The sequence below is a fragment of the Mycobacterium sp. Aquia_216 genome (assembly GCF_026723865.1).
Classification (GTDB): Bacteria; Actinomycetota; Actinomycetes; order Mycobacteriales; family Mycobacteriaceae; genus Mycobacterium.
Map to the genome: position 1 here is coordinate 1,986,261 of NZ_CP113529.1, position 12,692 is coordinate 1,998,952.

5 protein-coding genes are annotated in these 12,692 nt (G+C 63.9%); 4 read left to right on the top strand and 1 reads right to left on the bottom strand.

Annotation, left to right across the window (positions count from 1 at the left end; translation table 11 throughout):
• Positions 1-206: 206 nt before the first annotated feature.
• The 4 genes from OK015_RS09390 to OK015_RS09405 all read left to right on the top strand — a co-directional run bounded on the left by OK015_RS09390 (position 207) and on the right by OK015_RS09405 (position 10,615).
• A complete protein-coding gene (locus tag OK015_RS09390; protein WP_268130911.1) occupies positions 207-674 on the top strand; it encodes a limonene-1,2-epoxide hydrolase family protein in 468 nt (155 codons plus the stop codon).
• 492 nt (positions 675-1,166) lie between these two features.
• Positions 1,167-1,673: an N-acetylmuramoyl-L-alanine amidase gene (locus OK015_RS09395; RefSeq protein ID WP_268130912.1), complete on the top strand. Its 507-nt coding sequence runs from the start codon at positions 1,167-1,169 to the stop codon at positions 1,671-1,673.
• Between the two features lie 946 nt (positions 1,674-2,619).
• Positions 2,620-8,826, top strand: coding sequence for a type I polyketide synthase (locus OK015_RS09400; RefSeq protein WP_268130913.1), 6,207 nt, complete (start codon positions 2,620-2,622; stop codon positions 8,824-8,826).
• A 370-nt stretch (positions 8,827-9,196) separates the two neighbouring features.
• On the top strand, positions 9,197-10,615 hold the full coding sequence (locus OK015_RS09405) for an SDR family oxidoreductase (RefSeq protein WP_268130914.1): 1,419 nt from the start codon (positions 9,197-9,199) through the stop codon (positions 10,613-10,615).
• A gap of 478 nt (positions 10,616-11,093) precedes the next feature.
• Here OK015_RS09405 and OK015_RS09410 read toward each other — a convergent pair whose 3' ends face one another.
• The gene (locus tag OK015_RS09410; RefSeq protein WP_268130915.1) at positions 11,094-12,641 is read right to left on the bottom strand and encodes a class I adenylate-forming enzyme family protein; all 1,548 of its coding nucleotides are present in this window, start codon (positions 12,639-12,641) and stop codon (positions 11,094-11,096) included.
• Between the last annotated feature and the right edge of the window lie 51 nt (positions 12,642-12,692).

Below are 12,692 nucleotides of genomic sequence, written 5' to 3' on the forward strand. Positions count from 1 at the left end.
CCACGCGTTGAATCTGCACTAAATAGTCGTGACGTTGGATTCCCCGCCCTGTTGGCCACCACCTCTGCGGCTGAGGAAGGATGAGGATGCGTGCGCCCTTCGCGTCGTCAAGGACCAAATCGTCAGGACCGAGTCCGCGGGGTTCTCGACGGGGTGATCACAACCATCGGCAAACGGTTGCCGGAAACCGGACAGGAGATAGCCACGTGTCCACCAACACGACGATTGATGCGCGACCCGATCAGCACGAGCTGCGGGTACTGGGGTTCTTCGCCGCATGGGGGGAGTCGTTCGACGCGATGTGCGCGTCATTCGATTTGCTTGCGGCTGAATGTGTCTGGGATCAACGTCCCATCCCAAAGCTCACCGGACCGGGTCAGGCGGTGCGTTTTCTCCGCATCGCACATCGGGTCCTGGGGCTTGCGACGATCGACGTCGAGATCCTCGGCATCGCCAGTAAGAACGACGTTGTGCACACCGCGCGCGTTGATCGCCTTCGACGAGCCGACGGTACGCTTATTGCCGCGGCTCCGGTGGCCGGCATGCTGACCTTCGGCGCCGGGAAGATCACGCACTGGCGTGAATACTTCGATGCCACAGGTTTTCTCGCGCAGACCGTCGCGACCACCCTGACCCACCCCGTACGCCAGTTGGGCCGCTCACGACGCTCCTGACCGAGTGATTCACATGCGCTGGCACCGGGGTTGCTCTGACCGCGAGAGCTGACGCGTCGCGCCGCGACGCCCAGGCGCACGGTAGCGGGGGCAGGGCTGACATCGACGAGGTCGCTAGCTGGGTAGTTGTGTTTCGCTGTAGCACGTCCAGCCGCCACAGCGCTTCGTATGGTGTTCCACATGGATGCAGACACGCGTGGCCGGTGCAGCGCCGGCCCCGAGCCGATCAGCCGTCGAAGGCTGCTCCGCCTGGCCGGTGGCGCGGGGGCCGCAGCGATCGTGAGTGCGTGCTCGGAATCTGCGACCGAGTCCGCCCCTGGCCCTAGCCGGGCAAGCCCCTCGTCTCCGGGGACCGCAACCGCACTTCCGTCTCCTGCGCCAACGCGCACACCCGCGCTCACAGTGGGCGCAGCGTCGGCCGACATGTTGTGTCGAGATGCCTGGGGCGCTCGTCCCGCCCGACCCGGCGGCAGGCCTCACACCATTACTCGCATGACCCTGCACCACGAGGCCGTCGTCCTCAGCGACAACCGCAACGCCCCGGGTCGTCTCCGCCAAGATCAGCGCTACCACCAAGACCAAAAGGGATGGGTCGACATCGCGTATCACGTCGGCATCGACCGCGACGGCAACATCTACGAACTGCGTACGCCACAGATCGCGGGTGACACCGCGACGGACTACGACACGACGGGCCACTTCCTGGTTCTCTGCGAGGGAGACTTCGACCAGGAAGTCGTCTCGGAGGCCCAACTCCATGCGGCCGCTCTCGCGTTCGCGTGGGCAACCCAAACCTTTCACATCGCCACCGACACTCTGGCCGGCCACCGCGACCTAGCCCCGACCTCATGCCCGGGTGCAAACCTCTACGCCCGCATCTCCTCCGGCGACCTCAAGCGTCGCATCCAAGACGTGCTCGCTGCGGGAACAGTGAACCTCCGGAGCGTCTGTGGGACCGATGCGGCCACAACCGTCGCCGCCATCGAGGCCGGCCACTAACCCGGTCTTGGCGCCGTCAAAACTCGAAAACGAAGCCGCAGGTAACGAGCGGGACCGAATCGGACCGGGGTGGAAAGAATCGGCAGTCAAATGGCCAAAATGACTGGCAGAGCATCGATTTCGATTCCCGGCAGCTCCGCTGAGATAGTGCTGGTCATAGCCACAAGCTCTGGCCAGTCTTCTTTTCATCAACATCTCTGGCCGTCTCAGATCTTCGTAAACAGCTTTAGGCCGGCAATGGGGGTTGGACCGAAGAATGCGGTCGGACGAGAGCTTCGTCTGGGAGGCGACCAAGCCGAGGTAATTGGCTGGTTCGTGGGTTTCAGTGGCGAGGCAGGAGCCAGGCCGTCTATCGTGCAGCCGATCCAGCGGCGCTCGTCGAGTGATCGGTCGCCGGGAATGCGGTCATTCGCAGGCTCGACTTGCTGTTCTCTTCAATCCTATGACGAAACGTTGGCCAGTCAGCATCGGCCGTTCACGTATCCGCAGGTCGCGGCCAGGTAGTGCCGGGGGCTTCGCATACTCGATGTCGGTAGTTTCGCTGTTCAAAGTGGTTCCTCGGCCGAGTTCGACTTCCAGCAGCTCCACCAAGTATTCGCTGGTCATAGCGTTGAGTTCGCCGAAACCACCTTTACGTCAACAGAGCACGGTACTGTCAGGGCATCTGGCTTAGTTTCGCGGAGCTGCGAGACTAGGCGCGAGTTCACGGCGGGGAAACTCGAGTCGAGGGCATGGCCCGGCAAGCTGCGTCAAGTAGCTTCGCGCAGGTGTGCACGTATGGCGACTTCCAGAGAACCTAAACGGAGAAAGCGCCAGACTTTCTTCATCCCCGTCGCGCGGAAGTCTGTGATTCCGAACGGCGATCAGGCGCCCGGCGCCGACGAATCTGCTGTGAAAAATCAGGCCCACTGCGTCATGGAAGCGATCCCGAACCGAACGGAGCGACATGCCAAACCACCCCCTTACCGATGGGCATGAGCACGGCGCCGAACCGATCGCGATTCTCGGGATGGGCTGTCGCTTTCCGGGCGGCGTCAACTCGCCGGACGATCTGTGGCAGCTGTTAATTGAGGAGCACGAGGCGCACTCGGAGTTTCCGACCGACCGCGGATGGGATCTCGACGCGCTGTTTGGCCCGGACCCCGACGCACCACGCGCCACCTATGTCCGGGCAGGGTCGTTCCTCACAGATGCAGGTGACTTCGACCCGGCGTTCTTCGGGATCGGTCCGCGCGAAGCCGAAGCCATTGACCCCCAGCAGCGACTGCTGCTCGAGGCGAGCTGGGAGGCTCTGGAGCGGTCTAGAATCGACCCGAATTCACTGCACGGCAGCGATACCGGGGTTTTCTTCGGCGTGGGCGGACAGGAGTACGGCCCGCGTATCTGCGACGAAACCGAGGGATTCGCCGGCTATCTCGCGACAGGCACCACGACCGGCGTGGCATCGGGTCGAGTGGCGTATACGCTCGGGCTCGAGGGGCCAGCAGTGACGGTCGACACCTCCTGCTCGTCATCTCTGGTCGCGGTACACCTCGCGATGCAATCGTTGCGGTCGGCCGAATGTCGCTTAGCGGTGGCGGGTGGGGCCACCGTGGTGTGCTCACCGAGCATCCTCGTCGGCCTTGGACGGCATGGCGCGCTGGCCGAAGACGGCCGATGCAAGCCATTCGCGGCGGCGGCGGACGGGTTCGGCGTCGCCGAGGGTGCCGGCGTGCTGGTGTTGGCCACGCTGTCGTGGGCGCGCAGCCTCGGTTACCCAGTGATAGCGCTGATCCGGGGTAGCGCCGTCGGCCAGGACGGAGCCTCCGACGGGCTGTCCGCCCCGAGTGGTTCGGCACAGCAAAGGGTGATCTGGCGAGCTCTGGCGGACGCAGGCCTGGGTGCCGGCGATGTCGCCGTGGTCGAGGCGCATGGCACAGGAACCAAGGTGGGCGACCCGATCGAAGCCAGAGCCCTGCAGGCGACATACGGCAATGCGCACTCGGCTGCGCGGCCACTGCTGATCGGCTCGGTCAAATCGAACATCGGTCATTCGCAGCAGGCGTCAGGCATCGCCGGGATGATCAAGGCGATAGAGTCGATTCGGCACGGGGTGGTGCCTGCGACGCTGAATTTGGATTCGCCTACACCCCAAGTGGATTGGTCGTCTGGAACGATCGAGGTGGTCGGTAGCGCGCGCGCGTGGCCAGACCAGCCGTACGAGCCGCGGCGCGCCGGTGTGTCGTCGTACGGCATCAGTGGAACGAATGCTCACGTGATACTCGAACAGGCGCCAGCGGAGTTCGCGACCGAGAATTCGGCCCCGCGTCCAGTCATCGTCCCCTGGATATTATCCGCGAAGTCGGCGCCCGCACTGGCTGATCAAGCGGCTCGGTTACGGTCCTTCGTCGAGCAGCACCCCGACCTGGATCCGGTCGATGTGGCGTACTCACTGATTACCACCCGGGCATTATTCGGCCACCGCGCGGTTGCGGTTGGAGCCGGCCGTGACGAGTTGTTGAGTGGGTTGACGGCGATCGCCGGCAGCGTGCCTGCGCCCAACGTGGTAACCGGAAACGCCACTGCCGCGGGCCGAACCGTCTTCGTCTTCCCCGGTCAGGGATCGCAATGGGCGGACATGGCGGTCGAACTCTTGGACTCCGCACCAGCGTTCGGCGACCAGATGCGCCTCTGCGACAAGGTTTTCGCTGAGTTTGTCGATTGGTCGCTGCTTGAGGTTGTGTGCAAGGGCGCCGGTGCTCCGGACCTCGACAGGGTCGATGTGGTGCAGCCGGTCCTCTTTGCGGTGATGGTGTCGCTGGCGGCCCAATGGCGAGCGCAGGGGATCGAACCGGATGCGGTGATCGGCCATTCGCAGGGTGAGATAGCGGCGGCCTACGTCGCAGGCGCCCTTTCGTTGCGAGACGCGGCGCAGGTAGTCACATTGCGTAGCAGGGCTCTCACCGTAATGGCGGGGTCCGGTGGCATGGTCTCGATCGCACAACCGATTGAACGGGTTCTAACGCTCGTCGAACCTTGGGCTGGATCGATTTCCGTTGCCGCGCATAATGGTCCGTGTTCGACCGTCGTCGCCGGGGATGCAGCGGCGTTGGACGAGCTCATTGCCGCATGCGAACGAGACGAGGTGCAGGCCAAGCGGATTCCCGTCGATTACGCCTCCCATTCGGCTCAGGTCGATCAGTTGCGGGAGACCCTGAGCGAGGCGCTTTCAGGGTTGCGGCCGCGAAGCTGCGATATCGCGTTGATCTCGTCGGTCAGCGGCACCGAGGTGGACACGTCAAGCCTCGATGGCGACTATTGGTTTACTAATTTGCGCCAACCGGTGTTATTCGACCAAGCCGTCCGGTGGGCGTACAAGCACGGCTTCGACACCTTCATTGAATGCAGTCCGCATCCAGTGCTGACCATCGGGATCCAGGAATCATTGGAGGATTTCAACGACGACCACGCCGTCGTTGGGACACTTCGACGCAATGAAGGCAGCATGCGGAGGGTTTTACTTTCCGCTGCCGAGGCCCACGTGAACGGGAAATCGCCCAACTGGGCGAGCATGTTCCAAAACACTGGTGCGGGTCACATCGACCTGCCTACTTATGCGTTCGAACACAAGCGCTACTGGATGGACACCGGGCCTGGAATCGTCAACGTGAGCGGTCTCGGCATCACCGGTGCGGAGCACCCCCTACTCGGTGCCGTTGTGGCGCGGGCAGATTCAGACGAAATTATTCTCACCGGTCGACTGTCGCTCGCGACTCACCCGTGGCTCGCCGACCACAAGGTGTTCGGGACGGTGCTAGTGCCGGGTGCAGCCATGGTCGAGATGGCCCTACAGGCGGGCGAATGCGCGGGGAGCCCGCGGGTGGATGAGCTCATTCTGCTGGCTCCGTTGGTCGTCAGCGAACACGGCGGTGTAGCAGTGCAAGTGGTCGTCGGTGAGTGGACTGAGTCCGGCGAACGTCCGATCGGAATCTACTCGCGAATCGACGATGGTGTGGACCGGCGGTGGACGCGCCACGCCGAGGGTGCGCTCGGCCCGGACGCCGCGCCGACCGTCCAGGCGGAGATCGAACAATGGCCGCCTGCCGGCGCGGAACGTATCGATATTTCCCAGCTGTATCAAACGCTGGCCGGCCGGGGATACGAATACGGACCGACTTTCCGCGGCTTACGCGCGGCGTGGCGTCATAATGGCGAAGTTTTCGTCGAGGCGATGCTGCCGGAGCAGATGCAGCAGAGGTCAGACGCGAGCCGGTTCGGTTTGCATCCGGCACTACTCGATTCCGTCCTGCACGGAACATTTGTTGGCGGCCTCCTCGCGGCACCGGAGGTCGCGAAGCTGCCGTTCGAATGGCGCGGTGTCTCACTGGATGTGATCGGAGCAACGCAGGTGCGGGCACGGATCGCGTTTGATCAAGACGACCGGATTTCAATGACGGTGATGGACACACGGGGGGGTTCGATCGGCCGTATCGATTCGCTCGCCCTGAAAGGTGTTTCTCCCAGTCAGTTTCGCGTGAGCACTGCGGCCGATGACGCACTGTATGCACTTGACTGGGTCGCGCTCGCAACGCCCAAGGCTGGCACGGAAGAGATCGCTACGGATAACGTAACCGTATTGCGTTGCCTGGCAACGTTTGCAACCGATCTAGCGCTGCCCGAGGGGGCGCGACAGACGCTGACACATGCGCTGCATCGAGTTAAGAATTGGCTGTCAAACGAAAACCGCGGCGACGACGCGCGACTGGTGGTGCTCACCTGCGGGGCGATCGCGATCGACTCATCCGAAGACGTCGCCGATCTCGCCCAGGCCGCTGTATGGGGCTTGTTGCGGACCGCACAGGCCGAGAATCCCAACCAAATATGGTTGGTCGATATCGACGACTGGTCCCACGCCGATGTTGCGGTCGGCGAAGCCATGAGTCGTGATGAGTCACAACTCGCCCTCCGCGATGGCGTCTGCTTTGCGCCGCGGCTGGCGCGGCTCTGCGACGAGCGCGTCGGGAGCGCGCAACTCGTTGAGGCGGACGCCACCTGGCGACTCAGCACCCTCGGCAACGGCACGCTGGATTCGCGGAACCTCTTCATTCGCCCGTGGCCCGAGTCCGATCGCCGGCTGGAGTCCGGCGAAATACGCATCGGCCTGCGGTGCACTGGAGTGAACTTCCGGGATGTCCTGACTGCGCTGGGTGTATACCCGGACCCTGATGCCGACGTCGGCGGCGAAGGCTCCGGCGTGGTGCTCGAGGTCGCCGAGGATGTGGTCCGATTCGTCCCTGGCGATCGGGTGATGGGTATGTTCTACGGCGCGGGATCTGCTGTCGTCGCTGATCATCGGATGATCGCGCCGATCCCGTCGGGCTGGTCCTACGCGCAAGCAGCGGCGGTGCCGGCGGTGTTCCTCACCGCGTACTACGGATTGGCAGATCTCGCGCATGCCAGCGCGGGCCAGCGGGTGTTGGTGCACGCCGCGACCGGTGGGGTTGGTATGGCGGCGGTGCAACTGGCCCGGCGTTGGGGCCTCGAGGTGTACGCGACGGCCAGCCCGGCCAAATGGGAACGCCTGCGCAGCATGGGATTCGACGATGACCACATCGCGAATTCGCGCACGGTTGAGTTCGAGCAGAAATTTTCCGAGGTGACAGGCGGGGTGGGCTTTGACATCGTACTCAATTCGCTGACAGGCGAATTTATCGACGCAGGGCTGCGACTTCTGCAGCGCGGCGGGCGATTTATCGAGATGGGCAAGGCCGACATCCGAGCATCCGGCGAGATCGCCGCACGGCATCCGGGCGTCCAATATCGAGCTTTCGATGTCTTCGAGGCCGGCCCCGACCGCGCTCAGGAGATATTCGGCGAGCTCGTGCAGCTTTTCGAGAGCGGCGAGCTGCACCCCCTTCCGGCGCATTCGTGGGACATCCGACACGCATTGGATGCCTATCGATTCTTGAGTCGTGCGCGTCACGTCGGCAAGCTGGTCCTCAGCGTGCCCACGCCGCTGAAATCCGAAGGCACGGTGTTGATTACCGGTGGCACAGGTGTGCTTGGTGCGCTGCTGGCGAGGCATTTGGTGACTCGCCATGGCGTGCGCAACCTATTGCTCATCAGCCGGCGCGGCCCGGCGGCCGACGGTGCTGCCGCGATCGAATCCGAACTAACTGAGCTCGGCGCATCGGTACAGATCACGGCGTGCGACGCGGCAGACCGGGATGCGTTACAGGCGCTCCTGGCCGGGTTACCTGCCGCACATCCATTGACCGCGGTTATTCACGCCGCCGGGGTGCTCGATGACGCGGTGTTCGGGGCTCAGACACAACGCCACCTGGAAGCGGTGCTGCGGCCGAAGATCGATGCTGCGTGGAACCTGCACGAACTCACCGCGGGCGAGGACCTTTCGGCGTTCATTTTGTTTTCTTCGGTTGCCAGCTTGTTCGGTTCCCTCGGTCAGGCCAATTACGCGGCAGCGAACGCGTTTCTCGATGGGCTCGCGCAGCATCGCCGACACCGGGGACTGCCGGGTGTTTCTTTGGCATGGGGATGGTGGGCACAAGCCACCGGGATGACAGGGCATCTCTACGAGCGCGATCGGGCCCGCCTGTCTCGCATGGGATTTATCCCGATGTCTTCTGAGGACGGCCTCGCGCTGTTCGATGCAGCGCTCTGGCAGGCACGCTCGTTCGTGATGTCGGCCCAGATCAGCCGCGCCGCCATCCGGTCCGATCCGGCGGGCACGGGACTGCCACCGATGTTCCGCGGTCTCATCCGTGCCACCCGGCGCACCGCTGCCGCAGTCGAATCCGTTTCCAATCTTCGACAGCGGCTCGCGTCGATGAGCACACCCGAACAGGAACGCGAACTGCTCGACATCGTGCGTTCGCACGCGGCCGCCGTGCTGGGGTACACCTCCGCGGACGCGGTTGGTGCCGATCAGGAGTTCAAGGATTTGGGCTTCGATTCGCTGGGCGCTGTCGAATTCCGGAACCGGCTTAAATCGATCAGCGGCCTGAAGCTACCGACCAGCATTGTCTTCGATCATCCGACACCAATAGCGTTGGCGCGGTATCTGACTGGTGTACTCGACTCCGATGGGGCTTCCGTGTGCGGGGAGAGCGAAGCAGTCGATTCCGGGGACGTGGTGTGTGACGTCGTCGTGTGATCTTCGACTTTGTGATTGGCCGACACCACAGCCTCCGTCATCACCCGTGGGTGGTCGTTGAAGCGCTTCCACGACTGGATCGCTGACAACCTCCAACACGGACCTCCTTGGCTAACCACGTCGCGCTCGCTACCGTCTGCCTCAGCAGCGCTAATGCGCAATTGACGCTGGCAAGTCCCCAAAGCAAAACGGCAGGTTACGGGTGGGAGTGAACGGGACCGAAATAAAGCGAACCGGCAGTTCAGAACACCTTTTGCTGGGTAGAGCGTCGACTTCGATTCCCGGCAGCTCCACCCAGAGTCACAGGCCACGCCGGAAGGCCTGGCCTGTTCGCGTCGGACGGTGTGATGTAAGGCCGTAGTCTTCCCACGTGAATGCGATCGACCCAGACAAGCTCGACATATGCCTACAGGTGCTGGCAGACATCGAGTCGCTGCCGCCCGACCATCCCGATGCCGTCACGGTGCGTCGGGCCACCGCGGGCATATTCAAGTCGGTGAAGAAAGCCCGCCGCCACGCCAAGCGCGACGAAATCGCGGCCGCCGACCGCGCCGTTGTCGCCGCTACCGCGACCGGCGCGCCCGGTCGCATCGATGACGAGACCCAGGGACTGCCCCTCGTGTCCACCGCGCTGGGAGCCTCCGCAGGCACCTTGCTCCGGTCCCGCGCCTGCTACATCTGCAAGAACCATTACACCGTGGTCGACGCCTTCTACCACCAACTCTGTCCGGAGTGCGCCGCGCTCAACCGCGCCAAGCGCGGCGCTCGCACCGACCTCACCGGTCGAAGCGCCCTGCTCACCGGTGGCCGCGCCAAGATCGGCATGTACATCGCGCTGCGACTGCTCCGCGACGGTGCCCACACGACCGTCACCACCCGTTTCCCGAACGACGCCGTGCGGCGCTTCGCCACGATGCCCGATAGTGCCGACTGGCTGCACCGGCTGCGCGTTGTGGGCATCGACCTGCGAGACCCGGCTCAGGTCGTCGCGCTTGCGGACACCGTGGCCGCGCAGGGCCCGCTGGACATCCTGATCAATAACGCCGCCCAGACCGTGCGCCGAGCCCCCGGCTCCTACGCGGCGCTCGTCGAGGCGGAGCGGACCCCGGCGCCGGGACTGGCCGACGTGATCACGTTTGACCGCGTCAGCGACGCCCATCCCGCGGCACTTGCCGGCAGCCTCGCAGAGCACCAAACTCCGCACGCCCTATCTGAATTAGCCCTCGTCGCCCGAAGCGCGTCCCCGGAGCGCATCGCCGCGGGCACCGCCATTGACGCGGGTGGTCTGCTGCCTGATACCGCGCCTATCAACAGTTGGACCCAACGCGTGCACGAGGTGGATCCGATGGAACTGCTCGAGGTTCAGCTGTGCAACCAGACCGCGCCATTTATTTTGGTGAGTCGCCTGCGCCCGGCGATGGCCGCTTCACCCTCGCGCCGGAAATACGTCGTGAATGTGTCGGCAATGGAGGGGCAGTTCAGCCGTGCCTATAAAGGCCCGGGGCATCCGCACACCAACATGGCGAAGGCCGCACTGAACATGCTCACCCGCACCAGCGCCGCCGAAATGCTAGAGCAGGACGGCATTCTCATGACCGCTGTCGATACGGGTTGGATCACGGACGAGCGTCCACACCCGACCAAGCTGCGACTCGCCGACGAGGGTTTCCATGCCCCGCTCGACCTCGTTGACGGTGCCTCTCGGGTGTATGACCCAATCGTGCGCGGGGAGTCCGGCGAAGATCTGTATGGCCGCTTCCTCAAGGATTACTCGCCGAGCAATTGGTAGCCGCCGGGGACGGTCGATGCAGCGGGCGCCAGCCGGCCGGCTCGGTAACGATGATCGTTTCCTGCCCGGTCTTCCACGCCGTCATGAACGTGGCGACGCTGACCTTCGTGTCGCCGTTGTCTGCGTACGGGTCATTGAGGTGAACTTTCTCATCGTTGGTGGCGATGCCGGCGGGTTGCCTTGGACGCCGCCAGTGGCGGTGGTGGCCGACGTCGCCGCACGCATCGTCGCCGGTCCCGCGCTACACGCCGATATCGGCGAAATACTGGTCACACCAATGCAAAAGCCGACCAGTGCGATGAGTACCCCGGATGGGACCCGAGAGTTGAGCATGTTCCCTCGCGAAGGCCAGTCGGGCACTCTATCGGTTAGCAAGATAGCACCTTCAGCAAACTTTCGGAACGGGATTAGACAACAATTGCAATAGGGGTTTTCCGCCCCGCGTGTGCGACCAGGAAAGTCGGCAGGAGGCGGGCAGTCAGTCCAGTGACCCGTCGATCAGCTTTGCTCGCAATGCTTTTCGGTTGAGCTTGCCGCTGGGCAAAGTGGGTATCTGGTCACTGGTCGTGATCGCCCAGCGCGTGGGAACCTTGTAGGCAGACAACTCATTTTGCGCCCGCGCAGCCAGGGAAGAAATGTCAATCGTCGCTTTCGCGGCAACGACGACGGCGCACACCTGCTCGCCTCGCTCGGGATCGTCGATCCCGACGACAACGCACTGTGCGACGTCGTCGAATTTCTCGATGACCGCCTCGACCTCAAGCGGGGAGACATTCGCGCCCGCCGATTTGATGAGTTCGCTGGTCCGTCCGACGTAAAACACTCGTGGGTCATTTTCTCGGCGATAGACGCGGTCGCCGGTGTGGTACCAGCCGTCAGCGTCGAAGGTTTCCCACTGCTCGCGCTTGTTGTAGCCGACCATTGCTCCGATTCCGCGGACGAGTAGCTCGCCGGTGGCCCCATCGGGGACCGGTGCGCCCTGTTCGTCCACGATGCTCATATCGGTAAAGGCGAAACCGCCTGCGGTCTCAGACATGGTGCGGTGCACCGGGAATCCGTCGGGCACGTTGATCATCGCGAGGTCTAGCGGACCGTCGCGCAGCATCGGCGCGCTGCTGAGGTCGCGGCTCGCGAAGGTCGGGTGCTCCCGCAAGCGCTGGGTGAAAGCGGGCCATCCGACGATCCCGGTACCCCGTTCCCGCTCGACCAGGTCCAGCGCCGTGGCGGCGTCGAGCCGCGGCATAACCAGTAGCGTGAGGGGTTCATGTAGCGCCCCAGTGACGGCGAGCAATCCGCCGATCCAGAAGAACGGCATCGCGCACAAGATTTTGGTGGGGGATGCCGGCCCGGTGATCGCTCGTACGGCGCTTGGCCACGTCGAGGTCTGCCGGACCACCGTCCCGTGGGTGTGCAGGACACCCTTAGGGTCCGCGGTGGATCCCGAGGTGTGCACCATGATGGCCAGATCGGCGGGGGACACCTCATCCTCTACCGCGGCCAGCACATCGTTGGTGACACCTGCGGCAGTATCCGCATCCCAGCGTGTCGCCCACCGCCGGTCCGCATCGCCGGTGAGGACGATACGGCGCAGATACGGTACGGCGGGCAGGGCTAGGCAGTCGGCTCGCTGATCGGATAGCTGCGGCAGTGCGGCTTCGAATAGTTCGGCGACGTCTATCTTGAGTACCTGGCCGGGGGCAACCAACACCCCAATGTCAGCCAGTCTCAATACTTTTGCGATCTCTGCGGGCGTATACAGCGTGCTCAAGGGGACAGCCAGAGCGCCGATCCGCGACACAGCAAGCCACCAGTTGATCCATTCCACGCCATTGGTGAAGAACAGTCCCACGCGGCTGCCCTTGCCGATGCCTTCGCGGAGTAACCAGCGCGCGATGTGCGCCGAGCGCTGCTCCGCCTGCTCGTATGTGAGCCGCTCGGTTGGTGTGACCGCATAGGTTTCCTGGCCGAACAGGCGGGCGCTCCGCGCCAGGAGTGCCGGAATGGTGAGCGGTCGTGGTTGGGTCACACCCCGGTCCTATCACCACCGGTCCCGGGATGTGAAGCGGCTCCGGACGTA

What these genes read in the sequence shown, in the direction of transcription:
- OK015_RS09395 (WP_268130912.1), top strand. Translation starts at nt 1,167, where the DNA reads ATGACCCTGCACCACGAGGCCGTCGTCCTCAGCGACAACCGCAACGCC.
- OK015_RS09400 (WP_268130913.1), top strand. Translation starts at nt 2,620, where the DNA reads ATGCCAAACCACCCCCTTACCGATGGGCATGAGCACGGCGCCGAACCG.